Origin of the sequence: Streptomyces sp. SCSIO 75703 (assembly GCF_036607905.1) — a bacterium.
Taxonomy (GTDB): domain Bacteria; phylum Actinomycetota; class Actinomycetes; order Streptomycetales; family Streptomycetaceae; genus Streptomyces.
In genome coordinates, this window is record NZ_CP144555.1 from 3,980,221 (window position 1) to 4,001,616 (window position 21,396).

At 65.5% G+C, this 21,396-nt stretch carries 15 protein-coding genes, 1 tRNA gene and 3 pseudogenes; 6 read left to right on the plus strand and 13 right to left on the minus strand.

Features of this window, described 5'->3' with window-relative positions; all coding sequences use genetic code 11:
• Positions 1-90: 90 nt before the first annotated feature.
• From VM636_RS17515 to VM636_RS17525, 3 genes and pseudogenes are all read right to left on the minus strand, one after another.
• Positions 91-375: pseudogene (locus tag VM636_RS17515) on the minus strand (DDE-type integrase/transposase/recombinase); the annotation flags it as partial.
• Positions 376-390: 15 nt separating this feature from the next.
• Complete coding sequence (locus tag VM636_RS17520; protein ID WP_338485103.1) at positions 391-1,077, minus strand: transposase family protein; 687 nt, start codon at positions 1,075-1,077, stop codon at positions 391-393.
• A gap of 478 nt (positions 1,078-1,555) precedes the next feature.
• Positions 1,556-1,810, minus strand: a complete 255-nt coding sequence (locus tag VM636_RS17525) for a transposase (protein WP_199825498.1) — start codon at positions 1,808-1,810, stop codon at positions 1,556-1,558.
• Between the two features lie 106 nt (positions 1,811-1,916).
• On the opposite strand from VM636_RS17525, the pseudogene VM636_RS17530 reads away from it, so the two are divergent.
• Positions 1,917-3,338 (plus strand): annotated as a pseudogene (locus VM636_RS17530) (site-specific integrase); the annotation flags it as partial.
• A 44-nt stretch (positions 3,339-3,382) separates the two neighbouring features.
• On the opposite strand, the gene VM636_RS17535 reads toward VM636_RS17530, so the two are convergent.
• The 4 genes from VM636_RS17535 to VM636_RS17550 all read right to left on the minus strand — a co-directional run bounded on the left by VM636_RS17535 (position 3,383) and on the right by VM636_RS17550 (position 5,502).
• A tRNA-Arg gene (locus VM636_RS17535) sits at positions 3,383-3,458 on the minus strand.
• A gap of 211 nt (positions 3,459-3,669) precedes the next feature.
• The gene (locus tag VM636_RS17540; RefSeq protein WP_338485105.1) at positions 3,670-4,104 is read right to left on the minus strand and encodes a hypothetical protein; all 435 of its coding nucleotides are present in this window, start codon (positions 4,102-4,104) and stop codon (positions 3,670-3,672) included.
• Between the two features lie 224 nt (positions 4,105-4,328).
• Positions 4,329-5,099 carry a hypothetical protein gene (locus VM636_RS17545; protein ID WP_053914059.1) on the minus strand — a complete coding sequence of 257 codons (771 nt, stop codon included), beginning with the start codon at positions 5,097-5,099 and terminating at the stop codon, positions 4,329-4,331.
• Positions 5,092-5,502: a hypothetical protein gene (locus VM636_RS17550; protein ID WP_053914060.1), complete on the minus strand. Its 411-nt coding sequence runs from the start codon at positions 5,500-5,502 to the stop codon at positions 5,092-5,094. The genes VM636_RS17545 and VM636_RS17550 overlap by 8 nt, the downstream gene beginning before the upstream one ends.
• A 193-nt stretch (positions 5,503-5,695) precedes the next feature.
• Here VM636_RS17550 and VM636_RS17555 point away from each other — a divergent pair, with 193 nt between their 5' ends.
• A complete protein-coding gene (locus tag VM636_RS17555; RefSeq protein ID WP_338485108.1) occupies positions 5,696-6,649 on the plus strand; it encodes an IS481 family transposase in 954 nt (317 codons plus the stop codon).
• Between the two features lie 90 nt (positions 6,650-6,739).
• A pseudogene (locus tag VM636_RS17560) lies at positions 6,740-6,988 on the plus strand (ISKra4 family transposase); the annotation flags it as partial.
• 449 nt (positions 6,989-7,437) lie between these two features.
• On the opposite strand, the gene VM636_RS17565 reads toward VM636_RS17560, so the two are convergent.
• Positions 7,438-8,646: a hypothetical protein gene (locus VM636_RS17565; protein WP_338485110.1), complete on the minus strand. Its 1,209-nt coding sequence runs from the start codon at positions 8,644-8,646 to the stop codon at positions 7,438-7,440.
• Positions 8,643-10,904, minus strand: coding sequence for an ATP-binding protein (locus VM636_RS17570; RefSeq protein ID WP_234340498.1), 2,262 nt, complete (start codon positions 10,902-10,904; stop codon positions 8,643-8,645). The genes VM636_RS17565 and VM636_RS17570 overlap by 4 nt, the downstream gene beginning before the upstream one ends.
• Before the next feature lie 455 nt (positions 10,905-11,359).
• Here VM636_RS17570 and VM636_RS17575 point away from each other — a divergent pair, with 455 nt between their 5' ends.
• The gene (locus VM636_RS17575; protein WP_053914715.1) at positions 11,360-13,306 is read left to right on the plus strand and encodes a DNA cytosine methyltransferase; all 1,947 of its coding nucleotides are present in this window, start codon (positions 11,360-11,362) and stop codon (positions 13,304-13,306) included.
• Between the two features lie 30 nt (positions 13,307-13,336).
• Here the strand turns inward: VM636_RS17575 and VM636_RS17580 are convergent, their stop codons facing one another.
• Positions 13,337-13,867, minus strand: coding sequence for a very short patch repair endonuclease (locus tag VM636_RS17580; RefSeq protein ID WP_338485112.1), 531 nt, complete (start codon positions 13,865-13,867; stop codon positions 13,337-13,339).
• Between VM636_RS17580 and VM636_RS17585 the strand changes: the two genes are divergently transcribed.
• Together VM636_RS17585 and VM636_RS17590 are read left to right on the plus strand one after the other, a co-directional pair.
• Complete coding sequence (locus VM636_RS17585; protein ID WP_053914714.1) at positions 13,839-14,027, plus strand: AbrB/MazE/SpoVT family DNA-binding domain-containing protein; 189 nt, start codon at positions 13,839-13,841, stop codon at positions 14,025-14,027. The genes VM636_RS17580 and VM636_RS17585 overlap by 29 nt on opposite strands.
• Positions 14,028-14,404: 377 nt before the next feature.
• Positions 14,405-15,280, plus strand: coding sequence for an HNH endonuclease signature motif containing protein (locus VM636_RS17590; protein ID WP_053914713.1), 876 nt, complete (start codon positions 14,405-14,407; stop codon positions 15,278-15,280).
• Positions 15,281-15,547: 267 nt separating this feature from the next.
• Here the strand turns inward: VM636_RS17590 and VM636_RS17595 are convergent, their stop codons facing one another.
• The 3 genes from VM636_RS17595 to VM636_RS17605 are packed head-to-tail and all read right to left on the minus strand — an operon-like array spanning position 15,548 to position 21,358.
• Positions 15,548-17,560: an AIPR family protein gene (locus VM636_RS17595; protein WP_053914712.1), complete on the minus strand. Its 2,013-nt coding sequence runs from the start codon at positions 17,558-17,560 to the stop codon at positions 15,548-15,550.
• Positions 17,553-18,560, minus strand: coding sequence for a PD-(D/E)XK motif protein (locus tag VM636_RS17600; protein ID WP_053914711.1), 1,008 nt, complete (start codon positions 18,558-18,560; stop codon positions 17,553-17,555). The genes VM636_RS17595 and VM636_RS17600 overlap by 8 nt, the downstream gene beginning before the upstream one ends.
• A complete protein-coding gene (locus VM636_RS17605; protein ID WP_053914710.1) occupies positions 18,557-21,358 on the minus strand; it encodes a Z1 domain-containing protein in 2,802 nt (933 codons plus the stop codon). Before VM636_RS17605 ends, VM636_RS17600 begins: the two co-directional genes overlap by 4 nt.
• Positions 21,359-21,396 lie beyond the last annotated feature (38 nt).

The following is a 21,396-nucleotide window of genomic DNA, read 5'->3' on the forward strand; positions in this document are numbered from 1 at the left end:
GGCGCATCGCCGGTCTTCCTGCTCCAGTCCTCCGTAGCGATCTTGAACACCTCCGAAATCAAGGTGTTGCGACGACCGGTTGAATCCGCCCTGCGACCCGCGATCGGAATGAACAATGCACCCGGCGACCTGGCCGCGACGGGCCACCGCTGATTCAAGGGCTCTCACCGCGAGACTGGATTTCATCCGGGCGTCGATGGAATAGCCCACGATGCGGCCGGAGTGCATGTCCTTGACCGCGCACAGATACAACTTGCCCTCGCCGGTGGCGTGCTCGGTGATGTCCGTGAGCCACAGCCGGTTCGGCCCGGCTGCGGTGAAGTCCCGCCGCACCCGGTCATCGTGGACAGGCGGCCCGGCCTTGGCGTTCTTCCCATGGAGCCTTTTCCATCATCGGTGTGAGCTGGTCAGATGCAGCGTGAGGACGGCTTGGACGAGAGCGGTGATGCGGGTGGTCGAGCACCGGAGCTTGCGGAGGAGCCGCCAGGACTTGAGGGTGGCCATGGCCTGCTCGACGAGTGCGCGGATCTTTGCGTGGGACCGGTTCACCGCCTGCTGACCGGGTGGAGAGAGTCTCCCAGCGTTCCCAGCACGGGGTACGGACCGTGCCGCCGGCACCCCGGTACCCCTTGTCGGCCCAGCACGTGACGTAGCCTCGGCAAGGGATTCGACGATGCCGTGTTCGCGGGTCGCGCGGACGTCGTGGACGGCGCCGGGCAGGGCCGGCGAGGCCCACAACAGTCGGCCGAAAGGATCGGCGAGGACCTGCACGTTCATCCGGTGCCTCTTGTGTTTGCCGGAATAGAAGGGCCGGTCAGCGGCGATGCGGTCGATCGGCAGGAGTGTGCCGTCCAGGAGCGGATACGCCTTCGTCGACGCGGTGCGGACGGTGTCGGCCAGGCTGGGTGCGAGGGCAGCCAGAAGGTCGACGGCCTCGGTGACGTACCGGTGAGCCGTTGTGGTTCCAACGCCGAATCCGGCCGCGAGCTGGCCATAGGTATGCCCCACCCGCAGATGGGCGAGTGCGAGGAGAGCCTGACGACCGGCACTCAGCCGCCGCCAACGGGAGCCGATCACACGGCGGTGCCGCCGCAGAGCTGGACACGTCGACGCCCGACGGGTAAACAAGCACGTGAAGCCTCTGGTGGAGACGGATTTCTTGGTCGAAAACCCATCTACCAGGGGCTTCACCACGTTGTCAGCCCAACGGCCAAGCTCCGAACTCAGGTTGGAAAGGGCTCATGGCCTCTTCGCTTGCCGAAGGCGCTCCACCAGCCGTTGTCCCGGCAGATCCGCCAGGCGGTCCGCTCGGCCATCGCCTCACCGGCGGCACGGGCCTCGTCGGGCAGGAAGCGGTGGCCGAACTCGGGATCGTCGCGGTGCGCGTCGAACAGCGCGTCGGCCCGATACGCTTCGGCCAGTTCGGCGTCGGTGACCGGCCTGTCCAGTCACCGGTAGTAGGGCTGGCGGGCCAGATTGAGCACCCGGCACGTCACCGCCACCGGCACCCGGTGAGGGGCAGCGGCGGCGGCCAGCTCGCGGACGAGCGGGTACATCATTTTGCTGGCAGGTTCGCCTGCGACAGATACGCCGCAGCCCTCCTGAGGACCTCGTTGTCCTGCTCCAGCAGCCGGATGCGCTTGCGGGCCTCGCGCAGCTCGGCCGACTCACCCGACGCCGTCGCGGGCCTGGCGCCATCGTCGGTGTCGGCACGGCGCAGCCACTTCGACAGCGTGATCGGGTGGACGCCGAAGTCGGCGGCGATCTGTTCCAGCGTGACGCCGGGCTTACGGTTGCGCGCGACCCGCACGATTCCTCGCGGAACTCCTTCGGATACGGCTTGGGCACTGCAACATCCTTGCAGGCCGCCTCTCAGCAAGCCAGGTCAGGTGTCACCTATCCGTGCTGCAGTCCCCCTGGCCCAGATTGCCGAGTTGCTGGAGAAGGTGGCCGACGAGAAGGCCCCGCTGCCGGACATTGAGGCGACCCGCAGGCGCCTGAGCCACGGCCTGGACCTGACGAGTCGACTCACGGTCGGCGAGTGGCTGGACATGTGGCTGGCGGGCAAGAAGGGGCGGCAGAGCGCCATCAGCCGCGACGAGAGCAACATCCGGGTGCACCTCAAACCCAGGATCGGGCACCTGCGGCTCGACCGTCTCCGGGTCACCCACCTCTCGGAGATGTTCGAGGCCATCGCCGGAGCCAACGTCGAGATCGCGGAGGGCAACGCAGCCCGCCGCAAGGCGTTCGAGGATCTCGCCCAGATTCCCTGGACGGGGCGTGAGCACCCTGCTCGCCGCAAGGTGATGAAGGCGGCCATCGCCGAGATGGAGCCCTACCGCCGCATTGTCGGTCCGGCCACGCGGCAGCGTGTCCGCTCCACCCTGCGGGCCGCGCTGAACGCTGCGATCGCCCAGCAGCTCATCACCTTCAACCCGGCAGCCCACGTCGAGCTGGAGGCGGGCAAGCGGCCCAAGGCGTTGGTGTGGACGGACGAGCGCATCCTCCAGTGGAAGCGCACCGGCGAGAAGCCCTCGCCGGTGATGGTCTGGACGCCGGAGCACACCGGCCTCTTCCTCGACCACGTTGCGGAGGACCGCCTGTACGCGCTGTTCCACCTGATCGCGTTCCGCGGGCTGCGGCGGGGCGAGGCGTGCGGGCAGAGGTGGACCGACACCAACCTCGATGCCGGTCTCATCACCGTCGCCAAGCAACTTGTCGTGGACGGCTGGGAGGTGTACGAGGACGACCCCAAGACCGACGCCGGCGCCCGGACCATCGCGCTGGACTCCGACACGGCCCAGGCCCTCAAGCGGCACCGCGCCCAGCAGGACAAGGACCGTAAGGAGTGGGAGAGCGCCTGGGTGGAGACGGGACGCGGCTTCACCCAGGAGAACGGCGAGATGCTCCGCCCCGCCAACGTCACACGGCGATTCATCGAGCTGTACGAGGAGATCGGCCTCCCACCGGTGCGGCTCTACGACCTCCGCCACGGTGCCGCGACCCTCGCCCACGCGGCCGGGGCCGACCTGAAGGACATCCAGGAGATGCTCGGCCACTCCTCGATCACCATCACGGCCGACACGTACACGAGCCTGCTCCCCGAGGCGGACCTCGCTATCGCCGAGGCCGCTGCCCGGCTCGTACCGCGCGCCCGCGCCAGCTCCGAAAACACCGCCCCCGAAGCGGAGAGGGAGCCCGACGACGCGGAGCATCCCGGCCCGGAGTCTGTGCCGGATGCTGCTGATCCGTTGGGAGGAATTTCGGAGATCAACTCTCCGTCCGCTCACGCACCGCTCACGCAAACGGCCCCGGACGAGGAGTCCGAGGCCGAGTAGGAGCCCTCCCTGGGGGATAAACCCCAGGTCAGAGCGGTAATGCATGGTGCCCCCGGCAGGATTCGAACCTGCGACACCCGCTTTAGGAGAGCGGTGCTCTATCCCCTGAGCTACGAAGGCGGGGCTTGTGCGAAACCTTGCACGGAACTCGTGAACAGACCGTGCCGGGGTCTCCCGGTCAAGCCCTGAGTGATCTGGATCATGATGCTGCGGTGACGAGGCACGTGGTGGACCGCGTGACACGCTGCAGCGCCCGCCCGGAACGCTCGGTCCACAGGGTACCGGATCGAGGCTCGGGCGGGCTCTGGTGTCTGAAGGTTGATCGCCGGCGTCAGGCCGTGGGCCTGAGCGTTGGTGCTCCTTCCTCGTGCAGTGCACGGCTGGTGGAGTTCTGTGCGAGGACGAACCCGAGGGTCAGGAGTTGCTGGGCCTCGACACCGTAGGAGATGAGGCGTCCGTTCCACAGGGAGGCGTCGAGCTGCGCGTGGCCCGACTCGGCGTCGCTGCGGTAGGGATAGACGAGCTGGTGGGTGCGGGTGAATTCCGGGATCTGTTGCAGGTGCTCAGCGCGGTGGAAGCCGCACTCCTCGTCGCTTTCGCCGGGTGGCCGCTCGCCCTTGCGGCTGGTTGTACCGACGCCGACCCGGTGTTCGTGGACGCCATGGCGGCACGGGATGGCCAGCACGTGGTACCAGCGGAACGTCCGGACCCCGCGTCGTTCCAGTCTCTTGATCGGCACAGGGACGAGTTCAGCTGTTGCGTCCACGAGGGGGACTTTCTCCGCGATACGTCCGCTGGCAGCCCACAATTCGTGGGTGCAGCGACCGCGGCGCAGTGATTCATAAAACTGCGGTTCATTCCCTTTGTGCTGCTTGTTGATGACGAGGCCACCGTAGCGAGCGATGGCGTCCCGGTGTACGCCCCGCATGGCGCCGTCGTAGAGGGTTCCCATGCAACCGGGGGCCGCGGCCATGATGTCGATGACGCCCTCTACGGCCACGGCTGCTTCTCCGCCGGGGCGGAGGTGGGGTACGTACCGCGAGTCGAGGAAAACCCGGGACAGGTAGTTCTCGTCTTTTCTGGCGGAGAAGAAGACGTATTTCGGGCCGAAACCTCGGTGCCGCCTCCTTCAGTCTGGGAGACGGAGGCCGGGTCGATGCGGTGATAGCGGATCGCGCCGGTCGTCATGTCGACGCTTTGGCTGGCCCGCGCCAGGGTCGGTGATTTGAGTACCGTGCCGTCGGCGGCTATCAGCTGGTGCCGTTGCGGACTGCTCCACGACCGGACCTCCTGCTCGGGGAAGATCCCTTGCTTGAGCGCCTGCTCCAAGGCGAGAGGGCGGTATGCGTCCCAGAGATCGTGGGATTGCTCCTGTAGCCGTCGCTGGGCGCGGAGCCACTGTGCACGCGTTGGCCCCGCTTCGGGGAGCCGGGCTGCTTCCGCAGCGCCGAGTTCTGCGCGCGCTCCGGCCTTCAGGATGGTCCACACCTCTGGGTCTTCGAGGTGCGCGGCGGTGCGGCGCGCCGAGGCCAGGGCGCTCCGGGCTGCGAGGAAGAAGAGGAACGCGATGTCAGGATAATCACGGCGTCTTCCGACCCTGCCTGGTGGCGGGAGCATCTCGGCCAGCTCGTAGAGGTCGGGGTTGTGGGCGCAGTCAGTGAGGCGCTCGTGAAGGGTGCGGCGGTCCTTGTCGCTGAAGGCCCTCTTGCGTGGGGCACGCTGAGCCGGCGGGACGGCGTCTCCGAAGATGTCCTCAGGCACTGGCGGCCTGCTTTTCGGCCGCGGGGCGGGCCCAGTCGTAGCCGACGAGGTCAGCGGCTCGATCCAGGGAGCGCAGCCCGAGCCCGCGGGCGACATCTTCGATCTTTCCGGTTCCGCTGAAGATCCGTACGGCGGCGTACGCGGTCAGGGATGCTGGTTTCACTCGCGGGTCCGTGCCCAGACCAATGCGGCGGATGAGATCGGACAGGGCGACGCAGGCCCGGGCCTGTAGCTGTTCGTCCGGCGCGGGGATCGAGGAGACAGCGAGTCGGGCCTCGGGTACGGCTTCGAGACTGCCCTGCTGGCGGGCGACGAAGGCGGCTCGGGCAAGTAGGACGCGCAGGGCCCACGGGTCGAGCGGGCACCACCGTGCGTCGGTACGGGTGGAGCCGTGAATCCACACGGCTGCGGCACTCTGGTCGAGGTCGCGGATGCGGATGTGACCGATCTCGCCGGTGTGTCCGCCCGACAGGGCGGTGTTCTGTCCCGGGAGGTTGTGGACGGGTGAGTCAGGTCTCGGTTGTGGGATCTTGAACAGGTGAGGGCCTTCCGGTTCGGTGTGGATTGCGACGTCTACACCTGACCGAAAGGCCCTCGTGCCCCACCGTAATGCACCCCTGACCGAGACCGGACGGCTGCGCCTGGCTTGCTGCGTGGTCGAGGACGGCTGGCCCCTGCGCCGGGCCGCCGAGCGCTTCCAGGTCTCGCCGACCACCGCCCAGCGCTGGGCCGGGCGCTACCGGCAGTTCGGCGAGGCCGGCATGTCCGACCGCTCCTCCCGCCCGCACGCAAGCCCGCGCCGCACCCCGACCCGCACCGAACGCCGGATCATCAAGGTCCGTCTCCTGCGCCGGTGGGGACCGGCCCGCATCGCCCACCTGCTGCGTCTGGTGCCCTCGACCGTGCACCGGGTACTGACCCGCTTCGGCCTGGCCCGCCTCACCCACCTGGACCGGGCCACCGGCCGGGTCATCCGCCGCTACGAACGCGAGCGGCCCGGCGAGCTGGTGCACGTGGACATCAAGAAGCTGGGCAACATCCCCGACGGCGGTGGCCACAAGATGCTGGGCCGGCAAGCGGGCCGCAGGAACCGCAAGAACGTCGGCTACAGCTACCTGCACACCGCCGTCGACGACCGCTCCCGCCTCGCCTACAGCGAGATCCACACCGACGAGAAGAAGGAAACCGCCACCGGCTTCTGGACCCGCGCCCACGCCTTCTTCACCGAGTGCGGGATCACCGTCGAGCGCGTGCTGACCGACAACGGCTCCTGCTACCGCTCACGCGACTGGCGCGACGTGCTCACCGCGGCCGGGATCACCCACAAACGCACCCGGCCCTACCGCCCGCAGACCAACGGCAAGGTCGAACGCTTCAACCGCACCCTGCTCGACGAATGGGCCTACGCCCGCCCCTACCGGTCCGAAGCCGAGCGCCGCGAAGCGTTCCCGCAGTGGCTGCACACCTACAATCACCACCGCGGACACACCGCACTCAACGGCCAACCACCCGCCAGCCGCGTCCCCAACCTCACAGGGCAATACACCTAGGCCGACCGGGCAAACCTCCCGGCCTCACGGCGCGAAGCGGTCATCGCCTGCCACCGCTATCTCACCGGCCACCTCGGCCAACTCCACTGCGACACCGCACTCGCCGCGGGCTGGCCCATCGCCACCGACGCGATCGAAGGCGCCTGCCGGCACCTGATCGCCGACCGCCTCGACATCACCGGCGCCCGCTGGGGCCTCGCCGGCGCCGAAGCCGTCCTCAAACTCCGCGCCGTCACCAGCAACGGCGACCTCGACGACTACTTCAACTACCACACCGCCCGCGAACACGAGCGGCTCTACACCACCGCTGAACAGGCCACATACAGACTGACCGCCTGATCCACCACCTTCACTTCAGAGGAGCCGCACCCGTCTTCGTTTGCTGGTCGAGGAGTTCGTCGGCTATGGGGTGTCTGGCGACCAAGCCACTCAAGGTGTCCTCGACGGCACCGAGGTAGATCGGCGGAGAGCGGAGTGCGTCGACGGTCTGCGGCAGACCGAGACGTCGAAGCGCGCCACCAGCGACTCGACGGACCTCAAGCACAAATAGGGGACCTCGAAGCCCTCCGCGAACTTATGGCTGGCCTCGTTGCCCCCTCATGGTGACGGCCCATGGGATCGTCACCGTGAACAACACGAAGAACGTGATGGCTCTCCAGCGTCAGATCGAGGAAGGCGGGTCGACCAGACGGTCGAACCCGGTGCGTTGGGTTCAGGCCGCTGGTGCGAAATCCGGCGAGATGACGCGAGGAGCCCGCATGCCGTCGCACAGTACGCGACGGCATGCGTCACTCGCGCAGCACGTCGTTCCGCCCTGCAGTGCGAGCAGGTGGCACCTGCTTCTTGACCTTCACAAGGCCCAGTTCGACCTTGAGCTGCTCGAAGACCAGGTCCGGAGTTCCGATACGCCCCACGGCATGGCTGTGTGCGGTCAGCGTGGCTTCGGCGAACGGGCTGTCGAGGGTGGCGACGCGGTCCCAGCTTCTGGCCTCTGCCAGGGGAACGGACTTCACGTTCTCCCTGTCCAGCAACAGATGCGGGATGTCCAGGTACTGAGGCAGGAGCTGGAACCTGTTGTCGTCCGTTCGGAACACCCTCAGGAGAGCGTCGCGGTTCCTTTTCGTCCCCTCCTCGCGCCACTTGGCCACGAGGGTCGACTCGAACAGCGGGCCTGCCTTGGCGACCCGAACGAACTCTGCCTTCGCCTTCCGCAGCGGACGGCTCGGATGGGGCACTGGAGGGTCCTCGTACAGGTCACAGGCGGGTGTGAGCACCAGCCACCAGGATCCCTCTGGATCACGCAGAAGGTCGGCCGAGGTGAGGTGCAAGGTCACGGGCGGCTTGAGGTAGGTCCGGGCGGCCGACGAGTGGCCGACCACGGTGCCGTCCGCCCCGTCGAGGGCACCGTCCAGCTCTCGGATCGCGTTCTCCTTGAGCCAGGCGGCCAGCCGGTGTACGAGCAGCGGGGCGATCTGCTGCTGGTCGGCCTCGGCCATGTCCGGCCAGTTCGGCGCAATGACGTCCCGCAGGAAGTCCCGGATCTCCCGGTCCACGAGATCACCGAGCCGACGGGTCAGCGACGGGACTCCGGACTGGAGTCCGATGCGCACGGCCTCCAGAACCTCGTCCAGCCTGTGCTTCGTCACGACCTGGACGAGCGGTGGCGCCTCCAAGTCCTGCACTTGACCGGGGACGTTGGTGCAGAAGATCACCGGAACCCAGCGGGTCTTCGCGATCCTGTCGTACAGGTCCCGACCTCGCCGTTCGAGACCAGGGACTATGCCCGGCCCCTGAGACGAGTCCCTGACGTCCAGAACGACCAAGTCGATCTGTTCTCTCGCGAGGATCAGTTCGGCCTCGCCGAAGTCCTGTTCCGTCTCGATGGAGATGGAGCCCAAGTCGCTGAGCTCCTCCTCCAACATGTCCTTGAGTTCACCTGCGATGTCCTCCTCGTCGTCGACGACGAGTATCCGGAACACCGCGCCCCCCTCTGTCACCCAACTCTCCTTCGAAGACGTGCTCTGAAACATGCGCCGGCAAGTGGTCCTGGCGAGACCAGGTACAGGTCGCCGTCGTAGAAGTCCTTGACCACGCTGCCGGCGATGCTCAGCCCCAGCCCGATCCCGTCGGGCTTGTCGCTGAAGTAAGTGTCGAAGATCAGGTCCCTGATCTCCTCCCTCACTCCCGGACCGTTGTCGCTGACATCAATGTCGACCTCACCGTCGGGGGTGCGCTCGGTCGTGATGAGGATGCAGCGGTCAGCGCCCTCTGGAAGGGTGGACAGCCAGTAGATCGCGTTGCCGACGAGATTGAGGATCACCTGGGCGATGTCGCTCGGCTCTGCCGTCACGGTCACGTCTTCTCCGCCGACAGTGACGGTTATGCCCTGCTTGGCGAGCTCCGCCTCGTGTACGGACACCGCCTCGTCGATGGCCTCGTGCAGCGAGATGTTCTTGGGACGACCGCGCTGGCGCCCGCTGAGGGGCTCGACACGGGTGAACAACCGGTCGAGGGCTTTCTCCTGAGCGCTGAAGTCGGTGTGGACCTTGGTGAGAGCTTCGTAGAGGCCGGGATCCTGCTCGCTCGTTCCCTTCGCCAACCTGTTCAGCCTCCGCAGCACGTAGGCGATACGTGTCAGGGCGGCCCGGCCGTCGTGGAGCACCACGTCCACCAGGGTTCCGAGCGTGGCGAGCCGGGAGAACTGGGAAATGATCTCCTGGACCTTCTGCACACTGTCGTTGATGGCCTCCGTGGCCTCGTCCAGAGCGCGTCCGAGTACGGCGTCGTCCGGATAGCGCTGGTTGACCACATCGCGGAGTGGGTCAAGGGTGAAGTTCTGGAAGACCCCGTGGCCGCCGCCCTCTGTCGGGGGCAGCAGGGGCTTGCTGTCCGGAGACCGGGGAGGCTCGGGCCTGCGGAGTCTGTACCGCCATGTCTCCAGCCTGCTCACGGCTTGGACCATGATTCTCTTGAGTTCCTCGTACTCCGGGGAGTCGATCAGCCCTTCGCGGTGAGAGCGGTCCCGCAGTCCGGGGTTCCCGTCGGCTGTGACGTAGACGAAGCCCGCCACCTGGTTGTTCGAGAGTCGCATGGTGGGGTTGTTCACGCGGCGCTGGTCGAACTCCAGCCAGTCGTATCCGGTCTCTCCGAACGGCTGGACACGGAAACCGTCGCGGTACAGGGCGATGCCGGTATTGCCCCGGATGAGTTGTCTTACCTCGCTGACGTTCCGGGCGCCGAGGTCGATCTTGAGAAGTCTGCGCAGTGAACCGCTGTCCAAATCCCAGGTTCGGATGTCCAGCTTCACGGGGCCGCAGCTGGGGAGAGTAGCGTCCTGCCGGAAGTCGTCGCGGATGACGAGTTCCTCCTCCACACCCATGGCAGTGAGGGTGAGGTGTGCCTGTCCGTTGGCGTCCACAGCGCCGACGAGTCGGTAGTGAGGATGTGCCAGCGTCTCGCTTGCGCTCACGAAACCCGAGTAGTGATGCAGTTCGCCTGGCGGAGTCTCGATGTAGATCGAGAATTCTGGCTGGTCCGGCACTGCCAGCTCCGTGGGGGGCGGAGGCGGGAGCAACCGGGAGAGGGACCGTTTCAGAGTCTCGATGGACTCCGCCGTCCACTGCTGGCGAAGACCTTCGAGGCGCACGACCGTCCCGTGCGGCCTCCGGTCCGGTTCTGCGGCCACGCCAGTGTGGAACTCTCCGGCCAGGTCGTCGAACAACTGCTCCGCCTCGCCGCCGATGGCGAAGACCTTCGGAGACCGAACCGACCAGTTGACCGGGACTTGATCCAGATAGGCGTCCTCGACGGAGAAGCTGCGCCAGTCGAGTCGCAGAGTCACCTCTTCACCGTCACCACGGCACGTCGCCAGCGAGGTCACACGTGCCAGACGAGCGGCGGAGAACCTTCCGATGCCCTTGGCCCCGAGCACTCGACGCCCGCGCCCTTCACTGAGGGGGCGCCGGTGTCGATGGGAAGTCGCGATCTCCATCCAGGTGCCGCGGACGGTTTCCGCTGACATGCCGTGTCCGTCATCCCACACCTCGATGGAACCCACCCCCTCTTCGAGGGGTGCGTTGAACCGAATCACGACGAGGCTCGCGTCGGCGTCGTACGCGTTCTTCACCAGTTCGGTGAGGGCGACCCGCTCGTTGCTGATCAGTTCCTCACCCAAGGTGCTCATCAGTCGCGCGCGCGGCCGGAGGTACGCCTCCGTGTCCTCCGAGTCCACCTGAGCCCCGCTTTCGGTCACCATCTGCGCTGCCTGTTCGCATAGCAGGCCGGGGTCAGAATCCTATAGGCGACACGAGCGGCGAATGGTGCCTACGGATGGCACGCCGGGTGCTTCGGCGCCGGAGTGGCCGAAAGTCACCCGAATCAGCCGTGCTGGCGAAGACGAACCGTTTCGAATGTGTCTTCTGGAGCGCGCCCTCGTTGGGACGGGTATGCAGGGTTGGCACAAGATGGCTGTGTGTGCGGGCCGCCGACAGCAGTGTCGGTGGCGTCCCGTACCATAGATCACCTCAGGATGCACCAGGAGACCGCCTCGGACGCCGGCCGCGCGCTACGCCGACCATGTGGGCGCGAGGCGGGTCAGACCAGGCGAAAGTCAAGCGTTCCGGCAGTCCAGGGGTGCCGGAATCATTGCCTCCGCAGGTTGGTCCGTGATCTCCTGGTGCTCATTCATGTCGTGTGTACGGAGGGCGTGCTGTGGAGAAGGGGAAGTACGGCGTACCCCTGGAGCGGAGCGACTACCTCCCGTTGGAACCCCATGAGGAGAGCTGCTCTCCAGGGAACTTCCGGAAATGGCTGAAGACCTACGGTAAGGGCAAGCGACTGGCGGTCGACCTCTTCTCCGGGGCCGGCGGCCTGAGCTTCGGCGTGAAGCAGGCGGGGTGGACGGTCGCAGCCGCTGTCGACTTCGACGAGCGTGCGCTGGAGACCCACGCGGCGAACTTCCCGGGCATGAGCCTCCGCATGGACCTCGGCAACTCGGACGAGCGCGACACCCTGATAGGACTCCTGAAGGGCGCCGACATCGACCTGATCGCCGGCGGCCCTCCCTGCCAGCCGTTCAGCCGTGCCGGACGCAGCAAGATCCGGGATCTCGTGGCCAACCACAATCGGGATCCGCAGGACCTTCGTAAGGAGCTGTGGCGCTCCTACCTGCACGTGGTCGAGGAAGTCCGACCTCGCGCGGTACTCATGGAGAACGTTCCCGACATGGGGCTCGGCGACGACTTCTTTGTCGTACGCACGATCGAGCAGCGCCTGGAGGATCTCGGGTACGCCACACAGGTTCGCCTGGTAGACGCGTGGCACTACGGTGTCCCCCAACACCGGAAACGACTCATCCTGCTCGCCAGGAACGATGTCGAGCGCTTCGACTGGCAGCCGAAGCAGGAGGGATTCACCAGCCTCCGTGATGCGATCGGCGACCTTCCCGATCTCGACCCGCAGCCGATAAAGCGCGTCGGTGAACGAGAGCTGCCGTACTGCGCTCCGGAGGCTCCTTCCTCGTTCGTGGAGATGATGCGCAAGGACGCACCAGAGGGACTGATCTGGGACCACATGACGCGGCGGGTCCGCGAGGACGACTGGGAGATCTTCTCCAAGCACATGGACTCCACGACCCTGTACTCGGACATCCCGAAGCGGCTCCAGCGCTACAGCGCCGAGCACTTCACGGACAAGTACAAGAAGCTTGCCTGGGACGAGCGCAGTCGGTCGATCACAGCGCACATCGCCAAGGACGGCTACTGGTACATCCACCCGGACCAGCCGCGCACGCTCACTGTGCGTGAGGCGGCCCGGGTGCAGACCTTCCCTGACTGGTTCCGGTTCGCCGGCACTCGCAGTGACGCCTTCCGGCAGATCGGGAACGCGGTGCCCCCGCTGCTGGGCAAGGCAGCCGCCGAGGCCCTCGCACCGGTGCAGGGTGTGCAGGCGCCACTCGGAGGGCTGCAACCGCACTGGCGACAGGTCCGGGAGGAACTGGCGGCCTGGGCAGAGAGCCGGCGAGACGGTGACGACTGGTGGCATCTCCCAGGAGAGCAGCTGTCACCACTCTCAGCGGCGGTGATCGCGCTCCTCTCCGGTACCAAGCTGTCAGCAGCCCAGATGGACGAGGTCTTGGCGGACGTGAGATCGCGTAAGTCTCTCACCACCAAGGCGTACGAGAACCTCCTGCAAGCGGCTCCCTCGGAGAAGGCCAGAACCCGGCTGGAACGTCTCGCCCCTCTCGTCGATGACACAGCGGCCTGGCACAAGAGCAGGCGTCTCGAGATTCCCGAACGCCTCGCGTTGAAGCCGGCCGAGTCCTCGCTCTACCGCCTGCTGGCGGGCGACGACCTTCTCTGGGTGGGGCAGGGCGCGCTGCGAGTTGCCGCGCGCCTGAACGACAGTGACGCGGACCGCACGAACAGGCTCAGCGACGGCCGCGTCAACCTCGTGAGACTCGTGGGTGCAGGAGACGACAGCGCGCCGCTCCGTATGGCAGCGCTGCGCCTCCTCGGTAACACGGTCTGCGGTACCCAACGGTCGCTGTGCTCTGACTGCCCGCTGAGTAAGTACTGCCCACGGAAGTCCGATGAGGTCTCGGCGGTGGAGGCCAACAGCAAATCGAAGGGCAACGCAAAGGGAAGGAGTAAGCAGTAGTCGAAGCAGGGGGAGACATGCCGAGGTCGATCACCCGGGCCTACGGCCGCACGCCACGGAGATCCTGAGCGCTGCCTGCTCTGCGTCCGAACGTACCTCGCACTCCCAGACGCGAATCACGGTCCAACCGGCGCCCTCGCATGCCTCGGTGTTGCGTCTGTCGCGCCTCCTGTTCGCTTCGATCTTGTCGGACCACCGCTTGGCGTTCGGCCCCTGGAATTCGACTACACCGTGGACAGGGCAACCGTGCCAGAAACATCCGTCGACGAACACGGCCACCCGATGACGAGGCAGGACGAAGTCCGCAGTGCAGCGGGGAGCGACTCTGCGCTGGAGCCGGTAGCGGAGCCCAAGACGGTGAACTGCTTGCCGCAGCTTCACCTCCGGGCCGGTGTCACGGGACCGGCGCCCGCGCAGATGATCACCTTTCCCGGTTCGCACCCAGCCGCTGGCCGGCTTCTCGACACTGCGGTCCATGATCAGTGGTCCAGTTCTCCAGGTACTTGGGGAGGGAGCGTGCCACACTCCTTCCATGCTCCGAGAACCCGCCGAAATCCGCATCGGTGACCACGGTCAGGTCGAACTTCCCATGGGTCTTCTCGCGGAGGCGGGCCTGATGCCAGGTACCGAACTGCTCGCCTTCAGCGACGGTGACGGCCGCATCGTCCTACGGCGCGCCGAGGACGCAGCCCGTGACCTTCTGGGGAACGGAACTTTGTGACAGTGCAAGGAACCTCGCTCCGGACCGCGTGGTGAAGCTGCACCGGTTCGAGGAGGTCCTCGGCCGCTTCGTGGACCAGGGCGCTTCTGACGGCTCTTGGCCGGCCGCGGGACGGATTCCGTCGACGCAGCGCAGCGCGAGCCGCCTCGTGAGGCTCAGACCGCCACGCCGGGGCACGCCACCGCGACGTCCTGGCCGCGAAACAGAGGAAACGCGTCCGTACCCGCAGCGCCGCTGCGGCCTGAGCGACCCGGCGAACCCATCCGGGCAGAGCAATCGCCGTAGCTATCCAGACGGTCCGCGCTTGAAGAGTGACATTTGCAGACACGGTAGGACCAGGTGTAAGAGCTTCGACACCCTCAAGAAAAGGGATGCGAATGAACCGAAGCCAGAACCAGTGGTTCGATCACAACTACTACAGTACCTATCGAATCGCCAGCAAGGTGGAAAGGCTCGCAATGAGCCCTGACTACCACTATCTCGAAGCTCTGATGCTGGATGACGGAATCCTTGAATTCCTGCCGCACTGGCAGAGGGATAGTGCGCTGCACAAATTCATTCGCTACGTTACGGACGAAATTCTGGAAGCGGACAACGCTGGGGACAGAGTTGTCCTATTCGGCTCAGATCCCATGCAGCCCAAGCGGACGATACCCATTGAAGCGGCCCTGGTTTCCTATGGCCTGCAGGACAAAATTTCTTTTGAGATTCCAGACGTCCCGCTCATAGCTCATACTGAAGGGAACGTGACGCGATTTGAGGTCGCAACGGAGGTGTATGACGCTTGCTACGAGCACTTCCTCGACCTGCGATGGGGTCAAGAGTACGAAGACCTTCTGGCCAGGATTTCTGGCGAGGTCTTCTATTTGATGTTCACGAACCGAGTTGCCCTCCAGGCGCTCCATGAGTACTTGTCCCTGTATGTGAGGGGGCTGGCGTACGATGTCGATGAGTTGCAGGACTCTGGGTACATGAAATGTTTGAAGAGGGCCGGAGTGCCCAGGAGGGCAAAAATGCCCAAGTGGGTGCAGCGTGCCGTATATTTTCGCGATCGCGGCATGTGTGCCAAGTGTGGGCGCGATCTCACCGGACTGGTGAACCGGTTCAGTTCTGAGAACTTTGACCACATGATTCCGCTCGCTCAAGGAGGCTTGAATGACGTCACCAACCTCCAACTGCTCTGCTCTTACTGCAACAACAAGAAATCTGACAAGTTCCAGCTGGTGAGCAGTCGATATCAGAATTGGTACTGAAAGTTCTGCCGTTACTGTACATACTGCAGAGCTTCCAGGCGCAGCACGCCGAACAGAGCCCCCGGGTGGTCTCAGGGGCTGGCAGCGTGCTGACGCTGTTCACCGGCGAATGATCAACCTGCTCTGCAATCTGCTGACTGCACCCGGTGAGGACGTGAGGGTATCTGCAGTTTCTGCCACCCTCCTGGAGCGCCAAGTCTGCGCACATGAGCAGGCCCAGCCGCCGCGCCTTCAGCGGTTGGATCGCGGACCTGCGCGGTCAGAGGGCTAGACGACGGCCGGGCTGAATCCGATGCCGATCGCCTTTTCGTGCACCAGCAGCGCCTGGCTGGCCTGGGCGGGGGATATCTCGCCCTCGGTTCGCAGCTTGGTGGCGACGGCCTTTGCCAGTTGCCGTTCGGAGGGTGCCAGATTCCGGGTCTGGAGCGCCCACTCGCCGAGTGACTCCCACTCGGCCGAGCCGATCCCCCGTACCTCGGCCAGGTTCTCCCCCTCTGTTTCCGAGGTGTCCACCGCGAACTCGACTGGCTGTTCGAGGAGTTCGGCTTCGAGTGAATCCGGAACCTCCCAGTCCAGGTCGGAGACGTCTTCCCAGCAGGTGCTGCTCTTCGCCCACTCCGTGACGTGCTTGCCTTGCGTGATGACCTTCTCCATCACGAGAGGGCAGAGGTCGTTCACTGCGGACAGCAGGGCTGGAGTCACTCCCTGTTGGCGCCAGATACGGTCGAGGTCGATCCTCTGGGCTGTGGCGGCAGACAACCGAGCCATGGTGTACGTCGTCACGAGCGCCTTGTGGCTTCCGGCCTCGTGCTCTCTCGCCACCGCGTCAATGGCCTTGAAGAGCAGGCCCATGGCGATGACTCGCTGACAGTAGGCGACGTTGACGACCGGTGGGGCGCCCTTCATGATGATCATGAACTCGTTGAAGTTCTTCTGGGCACCGCGGCTCACGTGGTGAGGCAGCTGGTTCCAGGAGTTCACGTACTTCGCGAGGTCGGACTTGTTGAACCGCTGCTTGGTGGGGTGCTCCTCTCGGAACTTCCGTCTGGCGGTGACGGTGGGCGTCTTGGCCTCCTCCTCCGCGTACTGGCCGCGCGCCCGTTCGTAGAACCAGCGGGTCTCCTTCTGCGCACCTCCGTCCACTGCGGGAGCCCAGAGGGACCTGCTGACCCGCTCGAAGTCCACGTGGAATCTGTGGTTCGAGCTGAAGTCGACCAGCGTCACCTTGTTCTGGGTGTTCGAGTAGCGGGAGATCAGGGGGACGATCTCCTCAAGGTGGTCTGGGGCGACCAGGGACAGTTTCATCTGCACCCGGACCTGCGTGAGGTCCTGCTTGTCACGCTTCATGACGTGGTGCAGCGTGGCCGTGGTCTGGCCGCCGTTGACGATCTGAAGTCCGGTCAGCTTGCGGATGGCCACCGGGTGGCCATCCGGGCCCGTGACGAAGTCGGCCTCCGACGCTGTGGCCGTGATCCCGTTGTTGTACGCGAGGAAACGCGCCGGCCGGTTCAGCAGGGTGTCCCGGATCCCGCGGTTGACCGCTGTACGGGCCTGGAGGAACGCTCGGACGTTCAGCTCCAGCAGACGCGTCCGGTGTTCGTCGTATAGCTGGGCGAGCCGTTCACCGGGCAGTACGGCGAGGATCACTGAGTGGTTCGGCTCGGTGCTCTCGGCCGACAGGCAGGAGAGGGGCGGGTCGAACTCGACCACGATGGGCTCGCTGATCGAGCCCGAGGTTTCGTGCCGATACAGGCGGGTGAGGTCCCAGAGCTCATGACTGACAGGCAAGCCGTTGAACTCGGTCGGCTCTGGGAGAGCGCCCGCGGTGCTCACCTGGTTGGTGAACAGGAACAACCGGATCTTCACCGCGTTCGCCATGGCCTTCTCGACGCCCTCGCACAGCTGATGGACCTCGCTCGCCTCAGGGTGGTTGTGGCGGATGGTTCCGCACTTTCGCAGGAACGCCAGCAGCCTGCGGAACGCCTTCGAGGAGTCGCCCTTGGTGAGCTTGTCGGCACCTGGTTGACCTTGGGCGAGATCGTACTCGGTGGTGTACAGGTCGAGAGTGGATCGGTCCTCGCTCACCCCGAACCCATAGATGACGAGGCCGTGCTCCTGGTGGTAGGCGACGGTGGTGTTCGAGACCACGCCGGCCTCTTCGAGCTGATCCAGAACCCGCCGGGTGAACGTCGTCGGGATGGACGCGGCCTCGTTCTCGGCGAGCGACTGTATGTCGCTCATCAGCGTGCGGGCGTAGTCGTGAAGGGCCAGCTCAGCCATCGGTACCTCTGATCAGGGCGGTGACCTCGTCGGTCGTGACACGGTGCTGCTCGAGCGCGGAGACGCTTATGTCGTAGGTGCAGTTCCCTACACCGCGGGGAAGGGCCGACTCCACGATGCGGGGGAAGCTCTCGTCGATCTTCCACAGATCCGTACGACGAAGTGTGAACCTGGGCTCGTCGTAGAGGTGGCGGTGATTCGCGAAGTACCCTGCGCGGACCAGTTGGATCTCGAGACGTGCGCGAGCGGACGGATTGCTGAGGCTGTCCCTGACGCTCTCGACGAGCGAGTTCAGGCTCTCGCCTGATCCACCTCGACGTTCGTCCACAGCGAGTTGGACGAGCAGGATCGTCTCGACACCCGTGTCGTCGAGCTGGCGCTCGTTCGATATCCGTACGAAGCGAGGGCTCTTGACTGTGGTCGTCTTGACCTCGACCGCCGCGTTCGGCAACTGGAAGTCCTGGTTCGTGCCTTCGGGGCCTGTCCACGACGACAGAGCGGTGCTCTGCGGCTGCACGGGCAGCACGAACTTCCGCAGGACGTAGAGCTCGCCGAAGAGGCCGCGTCTGGCTTCACCCCGGAGACCCTCGCTGCCGATGCTCCGCATCAGCTGCTGCCAGTGGAGGAACCGGCGCACGGCGGCCTCCAGAGCGGTCTCGCCTGCTTCGGTGTCCTTCACCACGCTCGCTATGTCCTCGACCAGTGGCGTGAACACCTCGCGCAGCTCGTCGGCGGTCAGGGAGACCTGAAGCTCGAACTCGCGAGGGGAGACCGAGCTGAACGACAGAGTCAGCCCGTTGGTCTGCGGCAGGTCCACAAGGAGGTGTCGTACCTTGTTGGCTGCACGGGCATCGGCTCGCAGCAGCAGCATCCTTCGATGACCAGGATGCGATACCGAGAGGTGGATGTCGTGAGGTGACTCGGGGAACAGCCGCCTGGTGGAGCGCCCGGTGCCGGCCTGCGGGGACTCCAACTCACGCCACAGACTCTCGTCGATCACTGGTCGACCTCGTCTTCGTCCTCGCTGTCGAAGTCGTCAATGTCCGAACCCTGCTTCCACCAGACCTCGTTGACCACGTACTCGGTCTTGCTCTGATGCTTCGAGAACGGGAAGCTCACCGCGAAGCCGATCAAGGGGACCGACGGATCCTGGCAGTCCGAGGCTGGCGGTTCGATCGGGTAGATCAGGAGCAGCGGCTGGTCGGGACGACGCTGAGCGCGTAGCGGGGTGCCGGTGGGGGTGGTGGGGTTCCTGGGCTTGCCGTCGCGCTTGAGCTTGCCTTCAGCGGCTCTCTTCGTCGCCGCCATGGCCCTGTCGTACTGTCCCTGGTCAAGATCGGTGCTCTCGTCCTTGGGGCTCAGTACACGCTTGATCGTGTAGCGGCTTTCCGAGGTCCTCCTAGAGGCGGCCCGGGTGACCATACCCAAGGAGTGCCCGGCGACATCCACCGGTCTGGTGACGGGCTTCCTGCCCACGACACGCACCGTCCAGTCGCTCAGCTCACCGTACTTCGCGCACTGGCGGATGTAACCGGCGATGAACTGGGGACGGACCCGGTGGGCTTCCTTTGCGGTCTGGTACCTGTCGAAGAAGGCAGCGGCCACCGTCTCCGGGGGGATCCCCCGCCAGACGAGGCTGCCACTGGCCTCGTCGACCACCGGGGCGGAGAGCTCGGTCAACGTCTTGGTGAAGGTGTGGAGCGTGTCGAGATTCTTCTTGGCCACGCCGTCACTGAGGTTGAAGATGGTGGTCTCGGCCAGTTCGCCGGAGTAGCTGAGCCGCACGCGTGTCCCCTGACGCATCTTGTTCGCGGCGGTGATAGCCAGACCGAGCGACGAGGTCCGGACCTTGAGGCCGAACTCCCGGGGAGTGAGGCCCAGAACCGCCATCTCCTCCACGTCGCGGCGCAGCTCGTCGGTCGCCGCAGTGATCTCCGCGTATGCCGACTTGAGCGCACGTGTCGTGTATAGGCGACACAGGTCCTCGTAGCCAGGCCGGTAACCGAACCAGCGGCCCATCTGGAGCAGGGTGTCGTACGTCTTCGAGAAGCGCAGGTAGTAACTGACCGAGAGGCCCTCGAGCGTGAGACCTCGGGAGAGCTTCTCGCCACCGATCGCGATGACGGAGAGGCCCTTGTGGCGGTTCTCGTAGTAGTCGAGAACGTCCTTCGCGGCACCGTTCACGGCCTTGACCTGGAACTTCTGGATGGCGGGGAGGATCTCCTCAGCCACCTCGTCCCAGGTGAGACGTTCGGCCTCGTCTGCCGGGAAGTAGTCCGTAGTGGAGACGAAGTCCTTCTCCCAGACGTCCTGGAGCTCAGCCAGGCAGGCTTCTGATGCGCTTCCGTAGCGGTCGCGGAGACTGTCCGTGAGGAGGCGCACGAAGTCGTCCACCTGATCACGCACACGTCCCTGGACCGCCGTGAACCGGGTGACATGCACCAGCATGGAGTTGTGCTTGTGTACCTGCCCCCGTGCACGGCGAGCAGCGCAGGTGAGGACGAAGGAGTGGATCGCCCGTTGGAGCGAGGCAGGCAGGTCGCCGGCCGGGGTGTGACCTGACTTGTGCTTCTCGGGGATCCACGCGGAGGTGTCGTCCACGTGCCGGATCAGGGGCAGCGGCTCGATGTCGTCCTCTTCCTCGTTGTCCACACGGAGGCCGAACAGGCGCTCCGGGCCGAGGTAGTTGGACGGGGCGCGCAGCGTGCGGATGAAGCTGTCGGGGAAGAGGTCGCCGCCGAGGGTATCGTGGTCGGCGTCGGGATCGACGTAGATGTTCGCGAACGGTGTCGCCGTGTACCCGACGTACGAAGCTTTGGCGAAGCTCCCTACCAGCAGGCGGATCGCTTCGTTGATCTTCGAAGGCTCGTTGTCAGGGTCCGAGGTGTTGATGGACGCGTTGTCGGCCTCGTCGTCGATCACGAAGAGAGGGATGTCCCGGACGGTCTTCCGGCCCGTCGTCGGGTCGTCCTCGCCATGTACCTCGGTCACCCAGGTACGCAGGTAGTCGATGATCCGACGGTGCTTCTTCACCACGAGGACGACGGGGAAGCTGGCGATGGGCAGGTTGGCCTTGGCGGCCGTGCGGCGGTCGAAGTCGCCCTTCTCCGCGCTGTTGGTCAGCGACGCGACCGGCAGCTGATCCACGTGGGACATGGCGCCCACACCGATCTTCCAGTTGGCGCCTTCCTGGTCGGACCGCAGCTGGTACTGGGTGTCGAAGCCGAGGAGGCCCTCGTCGATGCGGAGCTGCGTCTGGCTTCGGAGATCGTTGTGAATGCCTGCGAAGACGACGATCAGCCGGTAGCCGGCGTCTGCGGCCTTCGTCGCGAGCCCGATGTACTGCCCGGTCTTGCCTGACTGCACCTGACCGATCACGAGACCGGTGCGTCGCCACGCGCCGGGACGACGCGGGTCCTCAAGCTCGCCGAGGATCTCCTCGGTGCTGCGGTCGATACCCCGTGCCACCTGTGGAGGCAGGTCACGGACGGTCTTCAGGTACCGGTAGTAGCGTTCCCAGAAGGCCCACGTGCGGTCGTTCTTGGCGTCTGCGAGCCAGGGGATGTGGCCGTCGGAGTTGTGCAGGGCCGACGACTCCTCCTGGTAGACGCTCGTTTTGGCCTCGAGAGCCTTGATGAGCCGTACACGGTCGACGGTCATCTCCTTCAGGCTCACCACGTTCATGGCCATGGTCGCTGCCTGCTCGACCTCCTGGGGTGTGGCCTGACGATCGCCAGGCAGGAACATGAGCGCCGCCGTCACGGCATGGGCGAGTGCCTCGTCGGCGGTGGAACTCACGGAGACCTCCAGGCTTTCTGGTCTGTCAGTGTGGCGAG

Bases quoted from the DNA above. Each gene is read 5' to 3' on its own strand.
- VM636_RS17570 (WP_234340498.1), bottom strand. From the start codon at position 10,904: ATGGTGACCGAAAGCGGGGCTCAGGTGGACTCGGAGGACACGGAGGCG.
- VM636_RS17585 (WP_053914714.1), top strand. From the start codon at position 13,839: ATGCTCCGAGAACCCGCCGAAATCCGCATCGGTGACCACGGTCAGGTC.
- VM636_RS17580 (WP_338485112.1), bottom strand. From the start codon at position 13,867: ATGCGGATTTCGGCGGGTTCTCGGAGCATGGAAGGAGTGTGGCACGCT.
- VM636_RS17590 (WP_053914713.1), top strand. From the start codon at position 14,405: ATGAACCGAAGCCAGAACCAGTGGTTCGATCACAACTACTACAGTACC.
- VM636_RS17595 (WP_053914712.1), bottom strand. From the start codon at position 17,560: ATGGCTGAGCTGGCCCTTCACGACTACGCCCGCACGCTGATGAGCGAC.